We start from the raw sequence: 25,602 nt of genomic DNA on the forward strand, positions 1-25,602 counted from the left end.
AATCACGTAGCTTCTGCTCGCTGAAGGTGATCATGAGGTATTGGTCGAAGCTTCAATCTTTGAATCAATCGATACGGCGTCAGTCCGCGGCGGGAGGCTGTACCGCATCGGGGGCTCACCGCGAGCTTGCATAGTTGTGGCGGTTTTTGCGATATTCAACGTCCTTCACCTCGTCGCCAATAGCGCGGACTTGTACCAATGCTCCGCTTGAATTCGCGGCTAAAGTGATAGGCGTCAAAAAAACCGCATTGATCGGCGACGTCGCTAACGGTCAGATCGGTCTCAAGGAGCATCTTTTGCGCCATCATAATGCGCTCCTTGGTAAGCCACCGCCGGGGACTTATCTGCAGATGCTTTTGGAACAGCCGTCGAGTTTGAGCAGGACTGAGCCCAGATACCTCGGATAATTCTTCCGCACGCCAGGATCGTTGCGGTTCCTTGCGCATCTTGCCCACGATGTCGGCCAAGGCGGCAGGAAGCCTGGTTTTACCGAAAGTTGTCCGTGGCATTGCGATGCTGTGAACCAGCTCCCCCACGAACCGGTTAAGTGCGAGATCGATATCGTCCCGTCGAGCACGCAGTGCTTCAAACAGTGACCCGAACCAAGCTTCGATTTCCTCCAGTGAAGCTAGAGTAACGCTCGTCGGTCCCGAACCAAAGACCTTCTTGCGAATCGCGGTGCAACTTGGTCCGTCGAGCCTCATAAACAGCACGGTCCACGGATCGGTCTTATCCGGCCAATGGGCGTGGGGCAGTTCATTTGCAATCCAGACCAATTGATTGCGTTCGACATTCAATGTCCTACCCTCCGTCAAGACAAAGCCGCGACCTGATAGACAGACCATGACATCTTGACCCGGATAAGCGTCACGCTGAATAAAATGATCGACCGACGTAACGGCTTTGCCGGCTCGTACCACGGTGTAAGCGTGTTGAGTCCAGCCATCCTCCGGGACGTAGTAGTGACTCTCCGGAAACAGAGTGCGCTGCGGTATATTTGTCATGCGCGTCTGATACATGTCGGCGCGACATTTGTCCATTTCCAGCGCTATCTGGCCGGCTTATGGTGCTTTCGTGAATTGACGGCGGGCCTTCGGGTCGCTCCGGAGTATGCGCGTTTTGTATGCGTAGGTGATCCTAGGCACTGGGAGGAGAGAAATGAAGGTACTTTGTGTCCGCTGTCCCCGACGCCTCATTCGGCATGGATCCATAAATCGAAACGGCTTCGAGGCGGCTGCCCCGTTAGCTACCGAGGGAGGGATCTATGACTAAACCTAAAATCACGGTCGTGGGCAGTTTCGCTGTCGGCCTGACCATTCGGACTCCCGAAATCCCTGTTTTCGGCGTCACCCTGTTTGGCAGCAGCTTCGACATGGGGCCGGGCGGCAAGGGTTCTAACCAGGCCGTCGCTACTGCGCGTCTGGGAGCTGACTCCGCACTGGTGGCAATGATTGGGCAGGACAAGTTCGGCGAGATCGCTACCGACCTCTACAAAGTCGAAGGCGTCCGAAGCGCTCATGTGCGGCAAGTGGCAGATAGCCCGACCGGAGTTGGTTTCATCATTCTCAACGAGAAAGGCGAAAACTTCGTCATCATTGACCACGGCGCCACAAGCCTCATGGACGCCACTTTCGTGGATGATGCCGAGAGCTGCATCCAGGACAGCGACGTTGTGATGGCGGTGCTAGAGGCGCCTGTATCCGCGGCAATGCGCGCGATGGTACTAGGCCGTAAACACGGCAAGATTACCATCCTGAACCCCGCGCCCGCGACGCCGCTCCCGGATGAGATATTCCAGTACGTGGATTATCTCACCCCTAATGAAAGCGAACTGAGGATCCTTCTCGGGCTCAAAGCCGACGATCCTCGCCCCTCTCGCGAACTGGTCGATATTCTTCGATCGCGCGGCGCGCGAAATGTGGTCGTCACGCTTGGTGAAAAGGGAGCTCTAATCGTCACGGATTCGATCGATGTGCAAATTCCCGCAGCCAAGATCGATGTCGTCGATACTACAGGCGCCGGCGACGCGTTCAACTCCGGCTTTGCTGTGGGACTAGCCGAGGGGCGTGGCGTCGTAGAGGCAGCACAGCTCGGCATCGCCTGTGGCGCTCTGGTGTGCACCAAGCTTGGGGTAATTCCAGGGATGGCAAGACGAGATGCAGTCGATGAGATGTACCATTCACTGAACTTCTCCCAGAGCGCGCTGAACATGTGCCAGCGTAGCTAGGCCGGGAAAGCCCGGTGTCTGGTCCAGATCCGATCGATGCGGTGGGCGGTGCTCCTGTTATGAGCGATGCAAAGCCATCGAATATACCCACCGCTTGAACTAGCTACCATGCCTCCCAAGGCCTCCTCGGTCGCGCACGTGTTGTGCGGCCGAGGTCAAGATCGCCCAAACGGCTCCGTGAGTTCACGGGAAGGAAAACCCAGCATGCAACGTATATTCGACTGGAGTGCCAAAGAGGCCGAACGTACGGTCACCGTTGCGGATCTCCGAGCCGCCCGGTCGCTTGGCAAACGGTACACGCAGGTCACTGCTAACACGGAAGAGGAAGCCGCGGCAGCCGAAGAGGCGGGCATAGAGATGGTTGTCGCTCGCGCCCGCAACGTCGAAACGGTTAGAAGAGGATCGCGCAGGGTCTTCACAACGGCTGCCCTTGGGTTTGCCGAGGCAGTGACGTCCGACGAAATTCTGCGCTCCGCGTTCAAGGCACTCACCGACGGAGCGGACGCCGTGATAACTGCCAGGGGGCTGTCCACGGTGTGCGCTCTGGCTGCGGAAGACATCCCGGTGATGGGTCACCTCGGACTGGTACCAAGAAAATCCACATGGGTGGGAAAGCTCCGCGCAGTCGGAAAAACCACGGACGAAGCCGTCCAGCTGTATCAGCGATTCCGGCGACTTGAGGATGCTGGCGCCTTCGCAGTCGAATGCGAAGTCATTCCTGCCAAAGTGATGTCAGAGATACGGCGACGTACCGGGCTTGTGACCGTGTCACTTGGTTCTGGTCCCGATGCCGACGCGCTCTTCCTTTTTACGGAAGACATATGTGGTGAGGCCGAGCGCCTGCCTCGACACGCCAAAGCCTACGGCAATCTGCATGAACTGAAGAAGCGTGTGCAGGAAGAGCGCGTCCGCGCGCTGCGGGCGTTTCGTGATGACGTCTGTATGAGGGCATTTCCCGGTGACCGGGAAATGTCGAAGATCAGCGACATGGAATTCGAAGCTTTCGTCTCTGCGCTCGATGCAAAAGGCGTTTGAGAGCTCACCGGCCCGTAACATCGAGAGCTCTGATTGCTCCCTACGGTCAAACCCGGCGCAAGTGACCGGTTCAGAATGCCGATTTACTGGAGAAAGGAAATGGACGACACCCTTTACGGAAAGCGCGATAAGCGCGGGAACTGGACGCCGAATAAGAAGCTACAACGCTCGCCTATCTTCGTTTGGCCAGCTCAGCCGTTGAAGTTCCTGCGTTGGTTTCTGGGATACCCCGGTTACCTCTGGCCTTGGAATGCCGGCTATTTCGCAGTTTCATTAATCGTGTGGCTTTATCTTACTCCTTCGCTCGAGACCATGCGGGAGTTTCATGCGCAATGGATATCGCTGATCCTTGCCCGAAACGCTGCTTTGACGGTTGCTCTCTATGGAGGCTTTCACCTCATCTTCTATGTCATGCGGCGCCAGCAGACGGAGTTCAAGTATAATGCAAAGTGGCCCGACATCGATAACCCGACCTTCTTGTTCGGCAATCAGAACGCGGAGAACATCTTCTGGACGATGTGCAGTGCGGTTCCAATTTGGACAGCGGTCGAGGCCGCCACATGGTGGCTTTATGCCAACGGGTATCTCCCGTATGTCGCTTTCGCCAAGCACCCTGTCTACTTCGTAGCACTGCTCATCCTCGTGCCCGCCTGGCGCGAACTGCACTTCTACCTAATTCACCGCCTAATACATGTGGGCCCTTTATACCACTGGGTTCACAAACTTCACCACAATAATATCAACCCGGGGCCGTGGTCGGGTCTTTCCATGCATCCCGTCGAGCACTTCCTGTACTTCACGGGCGTCGTGATACATTTCGTCGTGCCCTCACATCCGCTTCATTCGATGTTCCAACTCATGCATGCAGGACTCTCTCCCGCCAAGTCGCATGTGGGATTCGACAAGATGGTCGTGGATGGAGACCACATGATCGATACCGACAACTACTATCACTATCTCCACCACAAGTATTTCGAAGTGAACTACGGAGAGAAGCGCATCCCGCTCGATGAATGGTTCGGCACCTTCCACGACGGCTCGCCAGAGTCCGACGAGGTGATGGCCAGGCGGATCAAGGCGAAGAAATACACCCGCGGTGGCTCCGCCTGATCAAGACACATCGCAATTTCCAGCGATCCAACATCAAAATCTCGGCCCTGTGACGGGGCCGACCTCTAGCAATGTCGGCGAGTATTCGAACCGACCCATGTTCAAGGAGCTCTTATGACAAGTGGAGAAAACTGGGTAGTCGCGTGCACCGTCGACGCACTCCAACCCGAGGAAGCCCTGAGGGTCGATGTCGGCTCCCGAACGTTTGTTGTCGTGCGGTCGCCCGACGGCAAGTTCTTCGCGATGGATGGCCACTGCTCGCACGAAAAGGTGCATCTCGCCGATGGTATAGTCGACGGTAACATCATCGAGTGTCCCAAACATTTCGGCACCTTCGATTATCGATCTGGAGAGTCACGCGCCCTGCCGGCCTGTATCGACCTCAAAAGCTATCAAGTGAAGGTTGAAGCCGACTCCGTTTACATCAGGATGTGACCGAAAAGTCGATCGCGACCGGCGCAGCCAGAGGTTATTTCGCCTTTTTTATCGCGGCAACACACGCGAACTGGTCAGGAGGGACAAATGGAAAGCGAACGAGCCATGGTCGTCGTTGGCGCCGGCGAGGCTGGAGCAGCCGCGGTCACCGCTTTGCGCGAAGGTGGCTGGACTGGACCGTTGATCCTGATTGGCTCGGAAGATTCTTTGCCATATGAGCGGCCTCCCCTTTCCAAGGCGTTTCTGGTGGAAGAACCGCCGCCGGGCCCACGGCACATACTGACATCCGATCGTCTGAGGGAGCTCCGCGTAACGACGTTCTTCGGTCGATCGGCCTTATCGATCGACCGCTCGCGTCAAACGGTGAAAATCTCCGATGGACCGAACGTTCCTTACGAACGGCTCCTTCTTGCGACTGGAGCCGCTCCCCGTACACTCCCACCGAGGTACGGCAGCGCGCAGAATGTTCTCACCCTTCGGACGCACGACGACGCAGTTCGCTTGAGGGCGGCCATTGGACCAGGCTCTAAAATCGTTGTCATTGGCGGGGGCTTTATCGGACTGGAGGTCGCCGCGAGTGCGGTCTCTCGCGGGGCATCGTGTGTCGTGCTTGAGGCCGGACCGCGTCTGTTGACCAGGGCGGTTCCTGAAGTCTTGGCCCGCTTGATTCAGGGTAGGCACGAGGAAGCTGGCGTTCAGATCGTTACAGCTGCGTCCATCACCAGGATAGAAAGGCGCGCCGAGCAGACGCTGATCATTCTTGACGACGCGAGAGTTTTTTACGCCAACAAAGTCGTCGTTGGGATCGGCGCCGTGCCCAACGTGAAGCTAGCAGAGGCAGCCGGTCTGTCCGTCGACAACGGCATAGTTGTTGATGAGACACTAGCGACCAGCGATCCCAACATTTTTGCTGCCGGGGACTGCTGCTCGTTTCCACACCCCCTTTATGAAAGGCGGCTGCGACTGGAGGCGTGGCAGAACGCCCGACGTCAGGGGATGACTGCGGCTGCCAACATGCTGGGGGCACACCAAATTTACGACGTCATTCCGTGGTTTTGGTCGGATCAATATGAAGAGACGCTTCAGATCGCGGGCATTTGCCCTGATCACTCTGCCGTGCACCGAGATCTTGGTCCAAAGGGCACGGTCCTATTCTACCTGGACCACGACAGCAAACTTGTTGCGGCGTGTGGCTTTGGTTCACTTGGCGTCATCGCAAAGGAGATCCGCTTCTCCGAGACCTTGATCGCGAGGCGCCTCAAGCTTTCGCCTGCAGCACTGGCCGACCCCACGATGAATCTCAAGTCACTGCTTGTCAGCTAACCCGAAGCGCGGCGTCGGCATCCTCAACAACGAACTTCATATCGGCCGCCTCGTCTGGAACCGGCTCCGCTATCGAAAGACCCGGATACGGGAAAGCGCGTGTCGCGTCTCAATCCTGAGTCCGAGTGGATGATGCAGGAAGTGCCGGAGATGCGCATCTCGATCAGGACGTCTGGGACAATGTGAAGGCACGCCAGCAGACGCTCGCCTATGAGACGTCTGAGCCCGGTGAGAATGCGCTGAACAAGCGACGGCGTCCGAAGCACCTGTTTGCCGGCCTTGTGAAGTGTGGCTGCTGTGGCGGCGGTTACATGATGATCTCGAAGGATCTGCTGGGCTGCGCAACGTCACGGAATAAGGGCACCTGCGATAACCGGCTGAATATCCGGCGGGACGCGCTGGAAGCCTCGGTGCTCAGCGGCTTACGGACCAATCTGATGGAGCCCGAGCTATTCAAGGAATTCTGCGAGGAATTCACTCGTGAGGTGAATCGGCTGCGGATTGAGCGTAGCTCGGACATCATCAGCCAGCGCAAAGAGTTGGAACGCGTCCGCCGAGACTTGGAGCGAGCGATTCAAGCCATACTGGATGGTGTGCCCGGGGCTCAGCTCAAGGACAAGATTGGCGACCTCGAAGCCCGCAAGGCGGAACTGACCGAGTTGCTGGCCAACGCCGACGAGCCGCCGCCGCTTCTGCATCTGAACATGGCGGAGATATACCGCCAGCGTATTTCGACACTCTATGAGAGCCTACAGAGCGCGGACAGCAAGGCCGAGGCAGCGGAGGTTTTCCGGACGTTGGTCGATCAGGTCACCCTCGTGCCCGCCGAAGACGAGCTGGCCATCGTGCTTCGCGGCGACCTTGCCGCGATCCTGCGGGTTCGCGGGGAACAAGAAAAACCCCGACGTCCTTTCGGAGGCCGGGGTTTTGGGTGCCTTGCTTTCGCAAGAATCGTTGGTTGCGGGGACTGGATTTGAACCTGTGATCGTCAGGTCAGGAGACTACCACTACTTGGTCGGGAAGAAGATCGGATTGAAAGGGAACCTTCCTTCATCTTTGCATCACGGTCAGTCTGCTCGAGATTGATCGCTGCAAACCGGGAGCAGGCCAGCTCGACAACCGTTGCAACAGATCCTTCAAGGAAATTCATAGACTCTTAGCAACTCCGGCTCGCTGTGAATGGTAGGCTTATTGCAACGTCTGAGATCAGTGGTCAAATCTTGGCGCCGCTTATCCTCCGACTCGCCGAACTGCTTGCAATTTCGGCTAAAGGCAATGGCAAGAAGAGCGCCCATTAGTTTGTTCGACACAGCGATTTCGGCGGTCGGTCACGGCCACCGAGATTTGTCTGGTCGTTGGACAACCTTCGAAAGCTGCAACTTCTGTGGAGAACGGGAAATGAGAAATTCGGTAGAACTTGGGCCTGACCCATGATGGCACTGGTCAGTCGCCTGCGCATGGCAGCCCATCCTGATCGCCTTCGAATCCTGGGCCTTTGTGCGCATGCGGACCTAACTGTCTGCGAGCTAGCGGAGATTCTGGGCGTGTGTCGAGAGCGGGTCGCGCGACACGTCCGGCTACTCGCCAGAGCCGACTTGCTTTGCTGCAACGAACAGCCTCCGTGGCGCTCGTACCATCTCAAAGCAGAATCCAACGACGGCGGGCTGGTTCGATTATTGGTCGATCTCCTGCCCCATCGCGACGGCTATCATAAACACGACCTGCAAAGGCTTGAAGCGGTACGAGACACGCGGCCGAAGGGGACCGCATGCCTGATCGTGAAATAGGTCAATCCAATTGGAGTGCGAAGCTACCATGGACAACTCCGCCGACGGCGCGATCGCACAGCCCGACACCTATGGGCGGTCTTCCTTGGCCGCGGTTGATTGCCGCGTTCACGAGCTGCTTCTGAGACAGGAGCAGCAGGAGCGGACGACCCTCAAGCTCATCGCCTCAGAGAACTTTGCGTCCTCGGCCGTGCTGGAAGCGAACGGCTCGATTTTCACGAACAAGTACGCCGAGGGGTACCCCGGTGCGCGCTACTACGCTGGGAACGAGATCGTCGATGAGCTTGAGAATCTAGCCATTGAGCGCTTGAAAACATTATTCGGCAGCGAGCATGCGAACGTCCAGCCTTATTCCGGCTCGCCGGCCAACCAGGCTGTCTATCGTGCGCTCTTGAGCCCCGGTGACAAAGTCATGGGCTTGCCCCTTCCGGAAGGGGGCCATCTGACTCATGGTTGGGCCATCAACTTTTCCGGAACTGATTATCAACGCGTCCCCTATGGACTAGATGAAAAGACGCAGCAGATTGACTATGACCGCTTGCGCCAGACAGCCAAGCGGGAACGGCCGCGGCTCATTTGGGTCGGCGGGACTGCTTACCCGCGTGTCTTTGACTACGCGTCAATGGCAGAAATCGCCCTTGAAGTGAATTCCTATCTCGTAGCCGACATTGCGCACATCAGCGGCCTGATTGCCGCGGGAGCGCACCCGAATCCCGTGCGCCATTGCGATGTGGTCAGCAGCACCTCCCACAAGTCGATCCGCGGTCCCCGCGGTGGTTTCATTTTGTCCAGGAAGGAAGATCGTTATCAGGCCCTGTATCATACAAAGAGCAAATACAATCTCGCCAGACGGATAGACCGGGCAGTGTTTCCTCACCTACAAGGCGGGCCTCACATGAATGCCATCGCTGCGCTCGCAGTTGCCTTGCACGAAGCCGCGAACCCGTCCTTCCAAAGCTACGGCCAACAGACGGTCAAGAATGCCAAGGCTCTGGCCCAGGCACTGCTCGGGCGAGGTTATGGCCTGGTTACCGGGGGGACGGACAATCACATGCTGATCCTCGATCTGCGCGATCGACCACTGTCGGGCAAGGCCTATGCCGAGCGACTAGCAAAGGCAGGCATCATCACAAACTTCAATATGGTGCCTGGCGACCCGCGGGATCCGGCCGTCACAAGCGGAATTCGCCTGGGTGCGCCAGCAGTGACGTCAATGGGAATGCGTGATGTGGAAATGCTGCAAATTGCTGGCTTCATCGACTCCGTCCTCCGGCGGCCCGATGACGAAGACCTCCACGCCCGCGTGCGAAGAGACGTTGCCGACTTGTGCGCTGCGTTCGAGGTCCCGGGCATCTCCGACAAGTAAGGTGGGCCAAGCAAAATGCCCATACCACATCCAACACCCGAAGCGAGGTATTCATGGCTAGGCAGTTCGTGTTCTCATCCGAATCGGTTGGCGCGGGGCACCCGGATAAGTTGGCCGACAACATCTCGGATGCCATCCTCGATGCCATCCTTCGTAAAGATCCCAAGGCGCGCGTCGCCTGTGAAGCGTTGGTAAAATCAGGGATGGTCGTTCTGGCTGGCGAGATTACCAGTAATGCGCAGGTGGATTACAGCCAAGTTGCGCGCGATACGATTCTCGATATTGGATACGACGATGAGGCCGTTGGCTTTGACGGCCGGCGTTGCACCGTCGTTCATGCCCTTACCGAGCAGTCGCCCGACATCAGCCAAGGCGTTGACGAGGGACGAGGGCAAGACCTCCAGCAGGGAGCGGGAGATCAGGGCCTCATGTTCGGCTACGCGTGCCGCGAAACCGATACCCTGATGCCTTTGCCGATCCAGCTCGCTCATCGCTTGACGAAGCGGCAGGCCTATGTCCGGAAGGCACGACAGCTTGGCTGGTTGCGTCCGGACATGAAATCCCAAGTCTCAGTGCGCTATGAGGGGTTGCGCCCGGTCGCTCTGGATACCATCGTAGTGTCGACCCAACATGACGAGCAGGTCTCACAAGAGACTGTCCGCGAGGGCGTCATTGAGGAAATCATAAAGCCCGTCCTGCCGACCCACATGGCGACGGAAGGCATCAGAATTCTGGTCAACCCGACGGGGCGGTTCGTAGTCGGCGGTCCGCGCGGTGACTGCGGTCTCACCGGACGCAAGATTATCGTCGATTCCTATGGCGGGATGGGTCGTCACGGCGGCGGCGCCTTTTCGGGCAAGGACCCGTCCAAGGTTGACCGCTCGGCTGCCTATGCGGCCCGGTATGTCGCAAAGAACATCGTCGCCAGCGGACTTGCGGACGTGTGCGAGGTGCAGCTTGCTTACGCAATCGGCGTGGCCAGTCCGGTTTCCATCATGGTCCACACGTTCGGGACAGCAAGGATTGAGGAAAGAAGGATCGAGCGCCTCATCCTTGAGACCTTTGATCTCAGACCGAAAGGCATTATCAAGATGCTTGATCTCTTGCGCCCTATATACCGCGATACCGCGACCTATGGCCATTTCGGCCGTGAAGAGCCTGATTTCACCTGGGAGAAGACAGACAGGGCCGACGAATTACGTCGCGAGGCAGGACTCGGCGCCCCGTGAGGGCAGCGGCGACGGATTGGCAATCGGAAAGCCCACTCCCACTGGGCAGACCCGCGCCCGGCCGGCGTGGCAAGAGCCGGCGGGTTCCCAGGCGGAGACATTGATGCCGGACTATGACGTGCTTTGCATCGGCAATGCCATTGTCGACATCATTGCCCAGTGCGACGAGGCTTTTCTCGAGACCAACGGCATCATCAAGGGTGCGATGAACCTCATCGACACGCAACGCGCCGAGCTGCTGTACAGCCGCATGGGCCCGGCGATCGAAGCCTCGGGCGGCAGCGCCGGCAACACGGCCGCCGGCGTCGCCAGCTTCGGCGGGCGCGCCGCCTTCTTCGGCAAGGTGTCGAACGACGCGCTCGGCGAAATCTATGCCCATGACATCCACGCCCAGGGCGTCGCCTTCGACACCAAACCGCTCGAGGGCCAGCCGCCGACGGCGCGCTCGATGATCTTCGTCACTCCAGACGGCGAGCGTTCGATGAACACCTATCTCGGCGCCTGCGTCGAGCTCGGTCCGGAGGATGTCGAGGCAGACAAGGCTTCTGGCGCCAAGGTCACCTATTTCGAGGGCTATCTGTGGGACCCGCCACGCGCCAAGGAGGCGATCCGGCAGACGGCGAAGCTCGCACACGAGGCCGGACGCGAAGTGTCGATGACGTTGTCGGATTCGTTTTGCGTCGACCGCTACCGCGACGAGTTCCTCGATCTGATGCGCTCCGGCACGGTCGACATCATCTTTGCCAATAGCCACGAGATCAAGTCGCTCTACCAGACCAAATCCTTCGACGAGGCGCTGGCGGCAATCCGCAAAGACTGCAAGATTGCCGCCGTCACCCGCTCGGAAAAAGGCTCGGTGATCGTGCGCGGCGACGAGACCGTCACCATCCAGGCGACGACGATCCGCGAGTTGGTCGACACGACCGGTGCTGGCGACCTCTATGCCGCCGGCTTCCTCTACGGCTATACAACCGGGCGCAGCCTAAAGGATTGCGGCGATCTCGGCTCGTTGGCCGCCGGGCTGGTCATCCAGCAGCTCGGTCCCCGGCCGCGGCAGAATCTGCGCCGCGAGGCTGAACAGGCTGGGTTGCTTTAGGTGGGCGAGCAACTAACAGCTGCCCTACTGACGCGATCATCGCAGTGGCCAAAACTGTTTCAAACCTCGCTTATATCGACAGCCATTCGCTTCCAAGATCTGACCGAGTGCTGCTGCGTAGCTCGCTTGAGAGGTGCAAGGCCACGGCCAGACGCAATGCCAAAAAATTTTCCTATAGGTATCGATCCGAAGCAATTAGCACAGTGTGCTGCGGATTCGCTTGCGGCGCAGAAAGCCTACGTTTCCCAGCTGAAACTTGGTGCAGCAAAGCTAGTTATCAGCGTCGATCGGCCGACTACACCAAGGGCATCGACTCAGCGGACTTCGTTTAGACAACAGCCGGGTTATAGTGCCTGCGGATGACTTCCACTATCTCGGCTTGGGATGGATCAGCGAGCCAGAATGCCTTCGTATCGGACTGTGTAGAATTGCACACCGCACTGGGGCGTGCACTGGATAAAACCGGGGTTCTGCCGACCGTATGATGCAGAATATGAAGCACGCGAGCTTTGCCTGCAATTCCGCGTTCCTCAATGCGGAGCACTTGGCGACGAGATACTTAGTTTGCTGCCTGAATGCGGGACTAAGTAGCGCCGTGCAGCGCCGCCAATCGGCGGACGGAATGTTTCACAATGCAGACAAAGGCGCAAAAGAAGCTCACATAACCACATAAAGATTTCTTTATGCGACATTGACAAAAGAGCGGACTGCTGTGATTGTCTTCGTGTCGTGGTTCTCGCGTACGGCGCTGCCGCAGCGGAGCTAAGAGGGAAGCCGGTGCGATGCCGGCGCTGCCCCCGCAACTGTTAGCGGCGAGCCAACCCCACTCATGTCACTGAGGCGAATACCCTCGGGAAGACGGGTATAGGCTATGACCCCGCGAGCCAGGAGACCTGCCACGGCGAATTACGTCCACGGGCGGGGTGTCTCGGTGGCCGCTGCAAGCCGGCGTTCGTGCCGGCCTGCTAGCGCCTTCCTTGTCATCGACGCCCCAACAATCGGGGTATGACATGACTCACTCTCAGCAAATTCCTGTAGCAACGCTCGGCGTGCCGCGCTTCGGCCGTCGGCGAGAACTGAAATTCGCCCTTGAAAGCTACTGGTCCGGAAAATCGTCCGCTAGCGATCTTCTCACGACGGCGAAGGCGCTCCGTGCCGCTAGCTGGGAGGAGCAGCGCGATCGCGGCGTATCGAAAATCCCGTCGAACGACTTCTCGCTTTACGACCATGTGCTCGACACCGCAGCCATGGTCGGCGCCGTTCCATCCCGTTACGGCTGGAATAGCGACGAGGTCCCACTTGACATCTACTTCGCAATGGCGCGCGGCAACCAGGGTCAGACCGAGGATTGTGGACACGCTGGTCATCAGGAGGCGGCTCATGGACCTGGTGTAACCGCGATGGAAATGACCAAGTGGTTTGACACCAACTACCACTACATTGTGCCGGAACTCGATGATGATCAGACGTTCGCCCTCTCGTCGACGAAACCGGTCGATTACTTCCTCGAGGCTAAAGCTCTCGGCATCCACACACGTCCAGTCATACTTGGACCGATCACCTTCCTAAAGCTGGCGAAATCGCCTGCCGAAGGGTTCGATCCCATCGCGCTCCTACCGCGACTGCTGCCCGTTTACGAGCAACTCCTGCAGAGGCTGAAGCTGTCGGGAGCCGACTGGGTGCAGATCGATGAGCCAGCGCTTGTCCTCGAACTGAACCCGAACGAACGAGCTGCCTTCGAATTCGCCTATGGACAACTGTCGAAAGCCGCGCCCCAGCTGAAGATCATGCTGGCAACGTATTTCGGGCATCTGGGAGACAATCTCGAAACCGCGGTTTCTCTGCCCCTGGCCGGGCTGCATATTGATCTCGTGCGCGCTCCCGAGCAGCTGGAAACCGTAGGTCGGCTTGCACCGAAGGATCTGGTGCTCTCGCTTGGCTTGATCGATGGCCGCAACGTCTGGCGTGCAAACCTGCCCGCCATTCTCGACCGCATCAAACCGATCGTCGCCGGCTGGCCCTTGGACCGCGTCGAGATCGCGCCTTCTTGCTCGATGCTGCATGTGCCGATCGACCTGCGTATGGAGACGGAACTCGATGCGGACATCAGGTCGTGGCTCGCCTTCGCGGCCCAGAAGACCGACGAATTGGTGTTGCTGGCCCGGGCCCTGTCCCAAGGCAGNCGCCGGCTGGCCCTTGGACCGCGTCGAGATCGCGCCTTCTTGCTCGATGCTGCATGTGCCGATCGACCTGCGCATGGAGACGGAACTCGACGCCGACATCAGCTCGTGGCTCGCCTTCGCGGCCCAGAAGACCGACGAATTGGTGTTGCTGGCCCGGGCCCTGTCCCAAGGCAGATATGCGGTGGCAGACGCGTTGAAAGCGTCTGCCGAGGCTGCCGCCACGCGCGTGACATCTACGAGGATCCACGACCCGCTTGTTCAGGGGCGGATCGCTAGCATTGACGACAGCGCGAAGCGACGAGAGAGCGCTTTTGCCGAGCGCTCCAGATTCCAAGCCGGCACACTCGGGCTGCCGCCGTTCCCGACGACGACCATTGGGTCCTTCCCGCAGACGTCGCAGGTACGCAAGGCGCGGGCCGCTCATGCGAAGGGCCAGCTGAGCTATGTCGACTACGAGACGTTCCTGAAGAAGGAGATCGAGGCTGCAATTCGCTGGCAGGAAGAGATCGGGCTGGACGTGCTGGTGCACGGTGAGTTCGAGCGAAACGACATGGTACAGCATTTCGGCGAGCAGCTGTCCGGCTTCGCCTTCACCCGGCATGCCTGGGTACAAAGCTATGGGTCGCGCTACGTGCGTCCCCCCATCATCTTCGGGGACGTATCGCGGCGCAAGCCGATGACGGTGCGCTGGTGGCAATTCGCCCAGTCGCTTACGGAAAAGCCAGTCAAGGGAATGCTCACAGGCCCAGTGACCATTCTTAACTGGTCCTTTGTTCGCGACGACGTACCCCGCCCCGAAGCCTGCCGCCAGATCGCGCTCGCCATCCGCGATGAAGTGACTGATCTCGAAAGGTCCGGCGCAAGGATGATCCAGATCGATGAGGCCGCGTTTCGCGAAGGATTGCCACTGCGCCAGTCTGACTGGAAAGTCTATCTCGACTGGGCTGTCGAATGCTTCCGGATCGCTTCAACGGGTGTAAAGGACGCGACTCAAATCCATACCCACATGTGCTATTCGGAGTTCAGCGAGATCATCGACGCGATCGCTGGAATGGATGCCGATGTAATTTCGATTGAGACGTCGCGCTCGAAGATGGAACTGCTGGACGCCTTCACGAGCTCCAAATATCCGAACGAAATCGGTCCCGGCGTCTATGACATTCACTCACCACGCGTCCCGGGAGTCGGCGAGATTTCGGACCTAATCATGCTTGGCCGCGAGCGACTGTCCGACGGCCAACTGTGGGTAAACCCGGACTGTGGCCTCAAAACACGCAAATGGGAGGAGGTCCGCCCTGCCCTCATTAACATGGTCGCTGCAGCGCGCGCACTCCGGGAGAAAATGCAGGCCTGAGGCTTCTCTTTCCTCACCGTGTGGTGAGCTACCGGCTGGCGCATGTGGGGCGTGAATATGCCAAACCGGTCACACTCTTGGAAATAAGCCACTCGGCGAAAATGTGCAATTTTCCTTCGGCACGTGTCCTCATCCCGCAGAAATATAAATGTGACACTACGCTATAGTATTTGGTCCTTGGGAACATACAGGCCCCGCGCCTCGAACAAATCGTACACACGTCGTTTCTCAAAGTAGACTGCTTGGCACGTTCGCTCAGGCGGCGACAATATATGGTGCTGCGCGTCTTTCGGGTATTGCGGTATTGCTAGCTTCCCGCCAATTCGGAGATGGACGTGGCAATTCGTGTGGCCCAAGTAAAAGCCGCAATCATTTTCGATTGCGACGTCCGCAGCCAGTTGGCCCTTATTTTCCTAAGATCTGCGTTACAGGCCGGGGCGTTGTCGCCGTTTCGGAGGGTAAGATGGGATAGGCGACCTCGGGTGCCTCTCCGGTCAGCGAGTTGAGGAAGGCAACAAGCAGATCAACTTCTTCGTCCGCCAGTACTACGCCAAGCTGGGTGGTCCCCATGATGGCGACGGCCTGTTTCAGATCCCAAACCTTGCCCGAATGAAAGTATGGCGCGGTGAGTGCAACGTTGCGCAGCGGCGCCACGCGGAAAACATAGTAGTCATCGGCTGCATTGGTGACCGCAAATCGGCCCTTGTCTTTTTCCGGCAGGACCTCGGCGCTGGGCTGTTCCACGAGGCCGAATGGAAAATAGGCTTGCCCACCAACGTTGATGCCGGCATGGCAGGACGAGCAGCCTTTGTCCATGAAAAGCGCCAGGCCCTGTTTCTGTTCGGAGGTCATGGCAAGCTCATCCCCATTCAGGAAGCTGTCGAACGGAGCCGGTGTGACCAGTGTCGCCTCGAAGGCTTCGATTGCCTTCGCGAAGTTGTCGAAGGTGACCCGATCGGGTTCAGCCGGAAAAGCTGCATCGAACCACTCGACATATTGCGGCATGGACTTGAGCGTGGCGATGACTTGGCCCGGTGTATTGGCCATTTCGATGCCGGCTTGGACCGGTCCCTTCGCCTGAGCCTTCAGGTCTGCGGCACGACCATCCCAGAACTGAGCGATGTTGAAGACAGCGTTCAGTACAGTCGGCGCGTTGCGCTGTCCCTTCTGCCAACCATGGCCGATCGAAGTTTCGTGATTGTCGTCGCCGCCGGTGGCCAGGTTGTGGCACGAGTTGCACGACAAAACGCCTGACGCCGAGACGCGTGGATCGAAGAACAGTGCCTTGCCGAGAGCGATCTTTTCCGGGGTGATCGGGTTGTTGGCGACTGTCGGCGTGGTGGATGGCAAAGCCCTGAAGGTGGCCAATGCCGTATCTCTGAGGTCGGTGGGGATCGAATCCGCAGCAAAGGCGGTGGGTGCCAGCAAGGTGACAGCCATCGTTCTGAATAGGATTTTCATAAATGGTCTTCCTGCGTCGTGCACGCAGCCACTATGCGATCTGCGGCTCATGAACGCCCTGAGCTAGATCAGCTGAGGGAGAGGACCGGGGTCTGACACCTGTTTTCGCGGCTGAGCTGGGACCCTCTTGGAAGTGATCGCTCTTCTCGATTGGACTTCAGGGAGGAGGAGTATCCCTGCTCGGCAACCGTTTGTATGCATCAAAGCACGCCCTGGGGGCGGCTTCGTAGATTCGGTGACTGCGATCTTCCCGCCATCGTTGAGAAAGTCGATAGCATCCGCAAGACTGGCAATCTCCTGCACGATGTGCGCTGCACGCCTTGCGAAAAGTGAGTTTCTGAAACCTCAGGGTTCATTCGTTCCTCCTGACCTTCTGATTGCGTGAATCGACCTTATCGACACCCGCCGACTGCACATTGTGATGTCACCAGCATGGCGGTTTCAATACCTAAGCAGCGACGGTCTATGCGACAGTATGGATGTCCTATCGGAATAGCCGGTCCGACTTGTCGATCGTCACACCGGCATATAGCTCCGCTTCTACGAAGATCCCATCACGCGAGGAAAGACATGGCCAACACGCGCAGTATCGCCAATCTAGCCCTTGTGCCGGCGCGGCGCTTGAGCAGGTCCACCGGCTGTAACTGCCTCACACCTTGATCCACAGATTCTAGGCGATGACCACGTTGTCGTCATCATTTGACGGACGCACATTTGACGGACGCGGGGCATTGGCCCATAAGCGAGCCACCGCAAACTGTGCGGTTGCCAATGCTTAATTAAGTGAATTGGAATGATCTTCGGTTTGCCAAACACGCACGTCCGACGCAGCTTGCGTTGACAGAGGCGGCTTTACGCGCAATAGCACTTCCGCCGGCCTATTTTTGTGGAGTTCAATTGGGGTTCGGCCAAGGGCGCTGGGCGCCGGACGGCCCCGTGTAAACCTCATTAAAGAGAGAGAGACCCTGCATGGAAGAATTCTTACCGCGCATCGCCACTGGTGCCGGCATCGGCCCGGCTCTCGCAGAGAAGGGCGTTGGGTTAATGCTGGGTTTCCTGCAAAGCCACGCGGCCGACGGTCCCGTTGCGCGCATGATCGAGGCCATTCCGGGAGCTTCGGAATTAGTAGCGAAGTATCATGGCGACGACCCAGAGAGTGGCGGCCTTATGGGGCTCGGCCAGCAATTGATGAGTGAGGGTCTCAGCATGGCAAAGATCGCCGGCCTCGCCAACGAGACGATCGCCTGCGCCAAGGAACATGCCGGCGACGAACTCGTGGACGAGGTCCTCAATTCCGTTCCTGGCCTTCCCCAGTTCGTCTGATCAGCGGCAGCCGGGGTCGTATGACCTCGTGTGCCCGTGCCGGCCCCTCTGCGCAGCAGGCATTCTCCGCCGAGCGTTCCGTGCCGATCTCGCCAGACCCCCAACCGCGGGCACGCGAAGCGAGCGTTGGAGTACTTCATTCGTCCATTGCAAAATCGACCTCAGGCGAATCGATGTGTATAATTTCCGGCGGTAAGGGTTTATCCTGAACGCTTTCGATGAAGCCCGCGAGATAAGCAAACGTATTGTATTTCTCGAGGACCAACCGCTTCGCTTCTCTTATTGCGCCGCGACGTTCCTTCCAGAGGTCCGAGTCGATGATTTCTTGAATTTTTGGGATTACGTTCTTGTCCTCTGGGTCAATCAGAACCATAGAGTCCGAAGGGAAGAACCTCGTGATTGCCGGACTGCCGTAATAGATCGGCATTGTTTCAGCAACGAAGCAGTCCATAAGCTTCTCTGTAAAATAGTAATCAGCACGAGTATTCTCGAACGCTATACTGTAACGGTAAGGTGCGAGTGCGTTCCATTTATCTCCAATCAGCCGAAAACCTCGGCCGAACAGGTCAAAATCGAGCTCCTTTCTCAGCCGCTCCAGAAACGCCAGCCGATATCGATGTCCTTTAAGCAGGGCGATGTCACTGGTAATCCATGAGAGCCGAAGCGGCTTATCCACGACTTCGCTGACCAGAAGTTGGTCATATGTCTTGTTTACAGACCAAGACCGAGTGATAGGTGGAGACAAAACGAATCGGCGCGCTGCATTCTGCCGAGCAGCCAGCTCTGCGTCACACGTCAGGACGATAGTATTTTTCCCCTGCCCTTCATGAAACGCGCGATGAGCTTTCGTCGGCGGTTCGCCGATTGCAAAAATTGTCCTGTTTGGGCTCGCCTCGATATCAACAGGGAGCCCAAAAAGAGAAGCAGAGTTAAAGACGATATGCCAATCGGGCACGAAGGATGTCGTGCGAACAAAAGCGACATTGTTCCAGATTCCACTGCCCTTTGGAGTGAGATGGTGGATTGCATCATCCAAAACGCCCCAAGAATCTAGACATGTAGCAACAATGGGCGCCGGGCGTTCCGTCAACAATTTGGCCGACAAAGCAGTTCCACTCCCTCACTCGTGAAGGTACTCAATGGCCATTCCGGATTGCGGTAACGTTGGGCAGCATAAACCTTCCGGGACCCGCTGTCGAGGCAATTGTCGCTTTGCACTTGACCAGGTTCTTCCTCGCTTTGTGCGGTGATCAGGCCGGCTGAGTGGCAGCATGCGTGCCCTAAGGAGTTCGCAGCCCGCTCTGCCTACATCGTACGTTTAATCGTCTTCAGGCGGTTGATCAGCCCTTTCGCCTGGCCGTTGCTCCGCGGTAGTTCAATGGCATCGCGAACGGCGTCAACGTCACGGCGTAGGACCAGACCGAAACGCGTGATGGCCACGAGCCCGGAGTTGACGCCACGTCGATCGAAGTGTCGAGCTTGCCGAATTCACAGGCCCCGCAAAATGCCGCGGAAGCGCATGGCAAGCCTGCGCATAGTGGCAAACTCATGTGATCCCTGCTTCAGGACGTCGACCTTTGTGGCCTGGTTGATCGTCAGCACATCCCGAGCTTCGTGCAGAGGGCCGGGGCGACTACCGGCGAGATCACACGGCCGGTCGCGGGATTCCGTATGGGACAGCGTCGCTGGCTGGTTGACGCGTATGATTGAAGCAGGCGACGCACTGTCCTTGCCCGGCCTCTCGGCACGGCGCCAGCTTGCGAGAAGGCGCTCCAGATTCGAGAAGCTGCCCGTGTCGCCGCGCTGTTCGATATCGTGGAACAGGTGTCGTCCGCAACGATTGCCGTCTCTCGAGGACCGGCTAAGAAACGCCTCGAAATACATTGATGTCCTTGGTTACCAGCGGCGGTTCCCAGCCCCTTGGAAGAGCGGCTCACCGGGCGATGAACTTACATTTGGCCATTGCCAATGAACGTCCATCGTCCTGACGCCCACCAGCAAGCGATCACGATCCCTCGATTTCACAGTCCAAAGAAGTAAAGCGGGACACAAATAGCGCTCTTAGCCTCGACTACTAGCAACTTCGGCGCAAAGTTACAGCCGGGACGCGCCACGCACCACGGCAGGGTCGCCAACAACGAGTGGCTCAGCGGTCACGACGGGAAATATGGCGCATCGATGTCGCTTCTGGACGAGCATTGGCAATAACGCTGTCGAGACATTGTTGCTTTCAGCGGCAACCGGCCCTATGAAGCGACGCTTCGCTGACTATGTTTCACCGCCTGGAGAGTTTCATGACAGAAGAAGCCGGAAAAAACGTCGACACCCTCATTGAGCTTGCCGCCGATGTCGTGTCGGCCTATGTCTCCAACAATCCGATCCCGGTGGGGGATCTCCCTGCCCTCATCGGCCAAGTGCATGCGGCTCTGAGAGCGACGGCCGGAGGTGTCTCTGCGCAAGAGCCGGTTGCCCTTACGCCTGCAGTCCCGATCAGGAAATCGGTGACAGCGGACTACATCATCTCCCTTGAGGACGGGAGGAAATTCAAATCGCTAAAGCGCCATCTGTCGACCCACTATGGGCTGACGCCGGATGAATATCGGGCCAAATGGGGCCTGCCCGCGGATTATCCCATGGTCGCGCCGAACTACGCCGCGGCGCGCTCGTCATTGGCCAAGACGATGGGGCTCGGCCGCAAACCGAAGGCGCCGGCAGCGCCGGAACCTGCGCCGACGAAGCGAACCCGCAAGAAGGTCGCGGCTTGATTTCGGCAATCGAGATTCGTTCTGGAGCGTTGCAGCCATCGGCTTAATCTGCGCGTCATATAAAAAGGCGGGGCCAACCCCCTGGGCCAACCCCGCCTTTCTTTCAAACAACTTTGTTTCATGAGGAGTTCGCGACGCCTGCAGCAATCTGCTGCCCTCAGTTTTTGCTCGCCCCTATCGAGCGGCCGTGAGGACCTCCGGACCTACGTGCCTACTCTTGCCAGGACGCAGGAGAAAATTTCAACCAGCTTTGCTCAGGCTGCCAGCTGAGGACTTGCCAGTGCGGCGGTCCTGCTCGATCTCATAGTTGATCTTCTGGCCGTCAGCGAGGGTCGAGAGGCCCGCGCGTTCGACAGCGGAAATGTGGACGAAAACATCCGGACCGCCATTGTCGGGCTGGATAAATCCAAAGCCCTTGGTGCTGTTGAACCACTTTACCGTTCCGGTCGGCATATACTTGTTCCTTCTTTTACAATGCAACGTGGGCAGGCCAGTAGGCCTGTCCGAGTCATAGCCGAGAGTTGCGCGCAGCAAAAAGCGAAAAATTGTTAAGCCCCGATCAGCTGGCGCACTCCATTGTGGCCGTGGTCGCCAGCAAGCACTGTCCTACACTACCGCTCGAGCATGGCCGGAAGCGCCCCATCCTTCCAACGCTCCTCAGCGCCACGTCTATCGCTCGTGTTTGGAGGCACGGGACGTAAGGCCGACCGCTGCTCGTGCCGCAGGTCAAAGGCCGGGTAGTTCACGGAACTACCTTCGTGCATAACGGCTTGGCAAGCGCATGAAGGAGTTTCGATTTGGATTGTTTCAAGAGGGTCGAGCGGTTGATTGATGCCACCAGCGTGGAAGCGATCGATAGCGCGCGCGTTTTGCTGGACCAATTCAACGGCAAGTCAGAAACAATCTCCCAGGCGATTGACGACTTCCTGCTTGATTTCATGACCTTGCTGTTTGTGGTAGAAGCCACCCGCGAGCAGTTCCACAATCCGGCGAGGCGGTTAGCGCGCATCAGATTGAGCAAGGTCAGGCTGTTACTCACGCGATGCTCTTGACCTAAGCGACTACTCCGCCAGGCATGCATTTGCAGCCGAGCGCACCAGGCGGTATTTTACGCACATGAAATCAATCGCGACCGCTAAATTCTCCTGTTAGGTGCCCAGGGACGACGGCAAGCGCGGACAGCTTCCATGCTGCTGTCCTGCAGCGGCAAATGTGCTGCATGCCCCATCCAAGGCGAGCTCGACGTTTGTTTCTTACGTTGACCAAGCTCCCGCGAAAACACTCCCCTTTCCCGCAGCAACTCATCACGTTCAACGGCCTCGCGGCAGGCCATCACGCCAGAAGAGAGCAACGGCATCGTTTTTCCCGCCCAGTCCTACGACCTCGTTTTCCAGCACCTCGCGAATGTCGCCACTCGCCGTTTTTTTGATCAGTCCGTCTTCGCGCGCGAGCTGGCTCCGCGCCCACTTAGCTACGCTGCTCACGCCTCTACCCTTCAGCACCGCCCGGTCTGACTGTCGAGGACATCGGTCCGCTGGAGCGACAACATTTCAATTCTGACCGTCGGTGCAGCGGCCTTCGACGCGCATCCTGTACCCCTCTCCGGCAGCGCGCCTAATCGTCTTCCGAAGGAAGAAGATATTCTCAGCCGTGCTCGCGTCGCCTTCAGCCCTGTTCGATCGCCCACAATGTCGGATGCGAAACATGGCAGAGCCCGATTTGTCGACAGCCTCCAATGGTTTTCTGATCTGGCACGGTGCATGCCTGGTCGTCCGCGAGACGTCGCGGACCAAGGAAAATCCCTCCAATGGCCACCTCCCCAAGAACACCGCCGCAGGTCTCCTGGGTCCATCCGAAGATGGGGCTCGAGTAAGGCCTGGCCCATGATTCATCTGGCTCGGCGCTGCCCGCCGATCCTCCTCCGGGGAGGCGAAGACGCAGCGCGTTCAACAAAATGAGGACCAAATCACTTTGCCTCGAACCTTGCCTTTTCCAACCGGAGCCATCGATCGCCCCTGGCTGCGCAAGGCGTTCACTGCCACCGCCCTGGCCCTGGTGACGACCGCTCCGGCTCTGGCCGCCACCGACGGCGGCAAGATCGCGGATTTCCTGCTCGGCAATGGCATGGAAGGGTCGACATCCCCGATCACCGCGCGCCATTCATCACTCATATGGTGTGGTACAAGGTCGGCAGCGCCGACGAGCCATTTGGGCGAGATGATGGGCTTCGAGGCCGATCGCATGTTCAACCTCATCCTCAACGAGAATGATCAAGACCGAGCGAAACGTGATGAGGAGCGCTGTTGGCGCAGAGAGACGAACCCGCAGGTCTGCTGGACGAGGAGGTCAACACGACATTGCGGCCGAATCAGCCCTACCGCATTCCGGTCAAACGGCTGGATGCAGGAGATGGAAAAGCTGAACGGCACCGAAACATTCACGATCTACAACAAATATTGCCGACCGAACGACGCGGTGGCCGGCACGTAGAACCAGGCGCTGGCCGCGAAGACCTTTGGCAGGGTTGTGCGCGGGCCGGACCTGCCCGCGCGCAACCGCCGGTCGAGCCCGGCTAGTAGAACCGCGACTCATCTTCTAGCGAATTCAGGTATTCTCCCTTTCCAGTTGGCAACCGGGTCTGCTAGCTGTCTGGCCGAGGTCCTATGAGGAGCTTGGACGTCCGGACTACACACCGAACCTGCTATATACGCCTGGCGTTGAGGAGGAAACCGATTGCCCCTGTGCCCGCCGATGATCCGTCACCTGAGATCCCCTGACCTGTTTGGACCCATCGATCGCCTGCCGGCACTTGGCACGCGGATTAGAGAGCGGACATTCGAGGTCTTCAACCCGTCGACCGGCGAAGTGCTGGCAGAACTACCTGACATGGGAGTCGAAGAGACATGCGCTGGAATCGAGAAGGCCTATGTCGCGCAGCCTGGATGGGCAGGGTTTACCGCACGTGAGCGCAGCGATGTTCTATGGCGATGGCATGAGTTGATCATCGACCACACCGACGATCTCGCCGCAAGTCTCACCGCGGAGATGGGCAAGCCGCTTGCCGAGGCCAAATCGGAGATATCGCATGCTGCGGCGTATCTGCAATGGTACGCCGAGGAGGCAAATCGCGTCTATGGCGAGACGATCTCCGCACCATCGACGGACCGCCGAATGCTAGTGATCAAGCAGCCCATCGGGGTGGTCGGCACGATAACCCCATGGAATTTCCCGGCCTCGATGGTGGCGCGCAAAATCTCGCCAGCCTTGGCGGCGGGCTGCACGATTGTCCTCAAGCCCGCTGAACAGACGCCGCTCGTGGCTGGAGCAATGTTCGCCCTCGCCCATCAGGCAGGCTTCCCCGAAGGCGTCGTCAACCTGATCTATGCGTCCGAAGGTCACGCGGTCGGCCGCGAACTTTGCACAAATCCCAAGGTCCGCAAGATCAGCTTCACCGGGTCTACTGAGATCGGGCGCTTGCTTATGCGCCAGTGCTCGGACCAGATCAAAAAAGTCAGCCTAGAGCTCGGCGGCAATGCACCCTTCATCGTCTTCGATGATGCCGATATCGATGCCGCGGTTGACGGTGCGATCCAGGCGAAGTACCGCAATGCCGGCCAGACCTGCGTTTCAGCGAACCGCCTTTACGTCCAGTCGCGCGTTCACGACGAGTTCGTCGAGAAATTCGTGGAACGGGCTCGCCAACTTCAAGTTGGTGACGGTTTCGCTCCCGGAGTGGACATCGGGCCTCTCATCGACAAGCAGGCTTTGGCCAAGATTGAATCCCATATTGCCGACGCCGTAGCTAAAGGCGGCGCAATTCGATGCGGGGGCAAACGCGTCGGCACGAATGGCACGTTTTTCCAACCAACGGTCCTGACCGGTGTCACCAGCGAGATGACCGTGGCGCAAGAAGAGACATTCGGGCCGCTCGCACCGATTATTCGCTTCAACGATGCGGATCAGGTCGTGCGTGATGCCAATGAAACGATCTACGGCCTCGCGGCGTATTTTTATGCCTCTAACCTGAAGCGTGTCTGGCGTGTCGCCGAGGCCTTGGAATATGGAATGGTCGGGGTAAATACCGGCCGGATGTCTTCGGAAGCGGCGCCGTTCGGTGGGATAAAACAGTCCGGCATCGGGCGGGAGGGATCCCGCCATGGCCTCGAGGACTACCTCGAAATGAAATACCTCTGCATGGGCGGCATCTGAAGCATCGGCTTGCAGGGTTCACAGACGGGTTACCTAGCGAGCGATCTCCAAACTTGTGAATTGTAGAATCGCTCCTCGATTGGGAACTGAGGGGCGGTCCGCACCCGAGCAAACACGCAATCCTGAGGAGGCCCCTAAAAGGATGTATCTCTCGACGAGACAAGCGTCTGCATTTTCGGCGAAGACGGCGCGCATGCGACGGAGGATACGCTTGCGATTTGGCGGCCCTCGCCGACTATCCTCAGGCGACGGGCTGTCGTTGCGCGGTCTGGTTGGAAGCTTGTGCACCAAGCCATCGTAATCAGTAGCTCAGCTGTTCTTCGGCTGACTGCCGCGCCGGTACATGCTCGGACAGAATCGAAGGTACCATCACGCGGCATTCGCATCCACATTGGTGATCGGCGCACGGTCCAGGGCGCGCCAGGTTGACCGAGCGGGTCGAACCGAATGACAGCCTTGACCGGCTGGAGGACGGAAATCCCGATGCCGAAGAGGTTGGTCAGCCCAGTCGAGCCCACACGCATTTTCGGCACGAACAGCAAGGGCTGGGAAGCGATCGGCCGAGCGGTCCTTGAAGGGGCGGGCCAGGGTTGTTTGACGACGCGTTGGTTCAGGTCAGCTAATCTAGTTTCCATCCATAAACGCCCATTTTGGTGAGGATTTACAGAGGTTTGCCGCAGGACGAACGTCGTTTGCGGT

Annotated in this window: 19 protein-coding genes, 4 pseudogenes and 1 riboswitch; of the genes and pseudogenes, 17 read left to right on the forward strand and 6 right to left on the reverse strand. The window is 58.3% G+C overall.

The features are described 5' to 3' along the window. Positions 1 to 155: 155 nt before the first annotated feature. Entirely contained in the window at positions 156 to 1,019 is an 864-nt protein-coding gene (locus tag X744_RS141265; protein WP_245266867.1) for an AraC family transcriptional regulator, read from the reverse strand. 245 nt (positions 1,020 to 1,264) lie between these two features. Here X744_RS141265 and X744_RS141260 point away from each other — a divergent pair, with 245 nt between their 5' ends. From X744_RS141260 to metE, 12 genes and pseudogenes are all read left to right on the forward strand, one after another. Then, the gene (locus tag X744_RS141260) at positions 1,265 to 2,227 is read left to right on the forward strand and encodes a ribokinase (RefSeq protein WP_050589615.1); all 963 of its coding nucleotides are present in this window, start codon (positions 1,265 to 1,267) and stop codon (positions 2,225 to 2,227) included. 204 nt (positions 2,228 to 2,431) lie between these two features. Beyond that, the gene (locus tag X744_RS141255; RefSeq protein WP_023762851.1) at positions 2,432 to 3,262 is read left to right on the forward strand and encodes a 3-methyl-2-oxobutanoate hydroxymethyltransferase; all 831 of its coding nucleotides are present in this window, start codon (positions 2,432 to 2,434) and stop codon (positions 3,260 to 3,262) included. A gap of 99 nt (positions 3,263 to 3,361) precedes the next feature. Then, positions 3,362 to 4,372, forward strand: coding sequence for a sterol desaturase family protein (locus X744_RS141250; RefSeq protein WP_023762852.1), 1,011 nt, complete (start codon positions 3,362 to 3,364; stop codon positions 4,370 to 4,372). A 114-nt stretch (positions 4,373 to 4,486) separates the two neighbouring features. Further along, a complete protein-coding gene (locus X744_RS141245; RefSeq protein WP_023762853.1) occupies positions 4,487 to 4,807 on the forward strand; it encodes a non-heme iron oxygenase ferredoxin subunit in 321 nt (106 codons plus the stop codon). An 87-nt stretch (positions 4,808 to 4,894) separates the two neighbouring features. Then, the gene (locus tag X744_RS141240) at positions 4,895 to 6,130 is read left to right on the forward strand and encodes an FAD-dependent oxidoreductase (RefSeq protein WP_031261352.1); all 1,236 of its coding nucleotides are present in this window, start codon (positions 4,895 to 4,897) and stop codon (positions 6,128 to 6,130) included. 125 nt (positions 6,131 to 6,255) lie between these two features. After that, the gene (locus tag X744_RS01000000170510; RefSeq protein WP_245266868.1) at positions 6,256 to 7,107 is read left to right on the forward strand and encodes a zinc ribbon domain-containing protein; all 852 of its coding nucleotides are present in this window, start codon (positions 6,256 to 6,258) and stop codon (positions 7,105 to 7,107) included. A 480-nt stretch (positions 7,108 to 7,587) separates the two neighbouring features. Continuing rightward, entirely contained in the window at positions 7,588 to 7,917 is a 330-nt protein-coding gene (locus tag X744_RS1000000173020) for a winged helix-turn-helix domain-containing protein (RefSeq protein ID WP_245266869.1), read from the forward strand. A gap of 28 nt (positions 7,918 to 7,945) precedes the next feature. Next, positions 7,946 to 9,283 (forward strand): serine hydroxymethyltransferase, encoded by a 1,338-nt coding sequence (gene glyA / locus X744_RS141235; RefSeq protein WP_023762856.1) that lies wholly within the window; start codon positions 7,946 to 7,948, stop codon positions 9,281 to 9,283. Positions 9,284 to 9,336: 53 nt separating this feature from the next. Then, entirely contained in the window at positions 9,337 to 10,512 is a 1,176-nt protein-coding gene (gene metK / locus X744_RS141230; RefSeq protein WP_023762857.1) for a methionine adenosyltransferase, read from the forward strand. Positions 10,513 to 10,615: 103 nt separating this feature from the next. Continuing rightward, the gene (locus X744_RS141225; protein WP_023762858.1) at positions 10,616 to 11,608 is read left to right on the forward strand and encodes an adenosine kinase; all 993 of its coding nucleotides are present in this window, start codon (positions 10,616 to 10,618) and stop codon (positions 11,606 to 11,608) included. A gap of 713 nt (positions 11,609 to 12,321) precedes the next feature. Beyond that, positions 12,322 to 12,524: riboswitch (cobalamin riboswitch) on the forward strand. Positions 12,525 to 12,618: 94 nt separating this feature from the next. Next, positions 12,619 to 13,788 (forward strand): annotated as a pseudogene (locus X744_RS1000000171220) (5-methyltetrahydropteroyltriglutamate--homocysteine S-methyltransferase); the annotation flags it as partial. Positions 13,789 to 13,792: 4 nt separating this feature from the next. After that, positions 13,793 to 15,145 (forward strand): annotated as a pseudogene (gene metE, locus X744_RS0138810) (5-methyltetrahydropteroyltriglutamate--homocysteine S-methyltransferase); the annotation flags it as partial. A 405-nt stretch (positions 15,146 to 15,550) separates the two neighbouring features. Here metE and X744_RS141220 read toward each other — a convergent pair. After that, entirely contained in the window at positions 15,551 to 16,606 is a 1,056-nt protein-coding gene (locus X744_RS141220; RefSeq protein ID WP_023762859.1) for a cytochrome-c peroxidase, read from the reverse strand. A 969-nt stretch (positions 16,607 to 17,575) separates the two neighbouring features. On the opposite strand from X744_RS141220, the gene X744_RS141215 reads away from it, so the two are divergent. Next, a complete protein-coding gene (locus X744_RS141215) occupies positions 17,576 to 17,929 on the forward strand; it encodes a hypothetical protein (RefSeq protein WP_023762860.1) in 354 nt (117 codons plus the stop codon). 136 nt (positions 17,930 to 18,065) lie between these two features. Here X744_RS141215 and X744_RS1000000171225 read toward each other — a convergent pair whose 3' ends face one another. Together X744_RS1000000171225 and X744_RS1000000175705 are read right to left on the reverse strand one after the other, a co-directional pair. Next, positions 18,066 to 19,034, reverse strand: a complete 969-nt coding sequence (locus X744_RS1000000171225; RefSeq protein WP_084018634.1) for a glycosyltransferase family 10 — start codon at positions 19,032 to 19,034, stop codon at positions 18,066 to 18,068. A 15-nt stretch (positions 19,035 to 19,049) separates the two neighbouring features. Next, positions 19,050 to 19,810: pseudogene (locus tag X744_RS1000000175705) on the reverse strand (hypothetical protein); the annotation flags it as partial. A gap of 413 nt (positions 19,811 to 20,223) precedes the next feature. Between X744_RS1000000175705 and X744_RS141210 the strand changes: the two are divergent. After that, complete coding sequence (locus X744_RS141210; RefSeq protein ID WP_023762862.1) at positions 20,224 to 20,694, forward strand: MucR family transcriptional regulator; 471 nt, start codon at positions 20,224 to 20,226, stop codon at positions 20,692 to 20,694. Positions 20,695 to 20,934: 240 nt separating this feature from the next. On the opposite strand, the gene X744_RS141205 is transcribed toward X744_RS141210, so the two are convergent. Beyond that, on the reverse strand, positions 20,935 to 21,147 hold the full coding sequence (locus X744_RS141205; RefSeq protein WP_023679670.1) for a cold-shock protein: 213 nt from the start codon (positions 21,145 to 21,147) through the stop codon (positions 20,935 to 20,937). 344 nt (positions 21,148 to 21,491) lie between these two features. Between X744_RS141205 and X744_RS141200 the strand changes: the two genes are divergently transcribed. Continuing rightward, positions 21,492 to 21,746, forward strand: coding sequence for a hypothetical protein (locus X744_RS141200; RefSeq protein WP_023762863.1), 255 nt, complete (start codon positions 21,492 to 21,494; stop codon positions 21,744 to 21,746). A gap of 258 nt (positions 21,747 to 22,004) precedes the next feature. Here the strand turns inward: X744_RS141200 and X744_RS1000000174180 are convergent, their stop codons facing one another. Next, positions 22,005 to 22,178, reverse strand: coding sequence for a hypothetical protein (locus tag X744_RS1000000174180; RefSeq protein WP_156938649.1), 174 nt, complete (start codon positions 22,176 to 22,178; stop codon positions 22,005 to 22,007). A 562-nt stretch (positions 22,179 to 22,740) separates the two neighbouring features. On the opposite strand from X744_RS1000000174180, the pseudogene X744_RS1000000174685 reads away from it, so the two are divergent. Both X744_RS1000000174685 and X744_RS141195 read left to right on the forward strand, forming a co-directional pair. Beyond that, positions 22,741 to 23,253: pseudogene (locus X744_RS1000000174685) on the forward strand (insulinase family protein); the annotation flags it as partial. Between the two features lie 192 nt (positions 23,254 to 23,445). Next, positions 23,446 to 24,903: an NAD-dependent succinate-semialdehyde dehydrogenase gene (locus X744_RS141195; protein WP_198032293.1), complete on the forward strand. Its 1,458-nt coding sequence runs from the start codon at positions 23,446 to 23,448 to the stop codon at positions 24,901 to 24,903. Positions 24,904 to 25,602: the final 699 nt, after the last annotated feature.

It is taken from the genome of Mesorhizobium sp. LNHC252B00 (assembly GCF_000502955.1).
Lineage (GTDB): Bacteria > Pseudomonadota > Alphaproteobacteria > Rhizobiales > Rhizobiaceae > Mesorhizobium.

Coding starts and splice junctions, on each gene's coding strand:
- X744_RS141265 (WP_245266867.1), bottom strand. CDS start 1,019: ATGTATCAGACGCGCATGACAAATATACCGCAGCGCACTCTGTTTCCG.
- X744_RS141260 (WP_050589615.1), top strand. CDS start 1,265: ATGACTAAACCTAAAATCACGGTCGTGGGCAGTTTCGCTGTCGGCCTG.
- X744_RS141255 (WP_023762851.1), top strand. CDS start 2,432: ATGCAACGTATATTCGACTGGAGTGCCAAAGAGGCCGAACGTACGGTC.
- X744_RS141250 (WP_023762852.1), top strand. CDS start 3,362: ATGGACGACACCCTTTACGGAAAGCGCGATAAGCGCGGGAACTGGACG.
- X744_RS141245 (WP_023762853.1), top strand. CDS start 4,487: ATGACAAGTGGAGAAAACTGGGTAGTCGCGTGCACCGTCGACGCACTC.
- X744_RS141240 (WP_031261352.1), top strand. CDS start 4,895: ATGGAAAGCGAACGAGCCATGGTCGTCGTTGGCGCCGGCGAGGCTGGA.
- X744_RS1000000173020 (WP_245266869.1), top strand. CDS start 7,588: ATGGCAGCCCATCCTGATCGCCTTCGAATCCTGGGCCTTTGTGCGCAT.
- glyA (WP_023762856.1), top strand. CDS start 7,946: ATGGACAACTCCGCCGACGGCGCGATCGCACAGCCCGACACCTATGGG.
- metK (WP_023762857.1), top strand. CDS start 9,337: ATGGCTAGGCAGTTCGTGTTCTCATCCGAATCGGTTGGCGCGGGGCAC.
- X744_RS141225 (WP_023762858.1), top strand. CDS start 10,616: ATGCCGGACTATGACGTGCTTTGCATCGGCAATGCCATTGTCGACATC.
- X744_RS141220 (WP_023762859.1), bottom strand. CDS start 16,606: ATGAAAATCCTATTCAGAACGATGGCTGTCACCTTGCTGGCACCCACC.
- X744_RS141215 (WP_023762860.1), top strand. CDS start 17,576: ATGGAAGAATTCTTACCGCGCATCGCCACTGGTGCCGGCATCGGCCCG.
- X744_RS141210 (WP_023762862.1), top strand. CDS start 20,224: ATGACAGAAGAAGCCGGAAAAAACGTCGACACCCTCATTGAGCTTGCC.
- X744_RS141205 (WP_023679670.1), bottom strand. CDS start 21,147: ATGCCGACCGGAACGGTAAAGTGGTTCAACAGCACCAAGGGCTTTGGA.
- X744_RS141195 (WP_198032293.1), top strand. CDS start 23,446: ATGATCCGTCACCTGAGATCCCCTGACCTGTTTGGACCCATCGATCGC.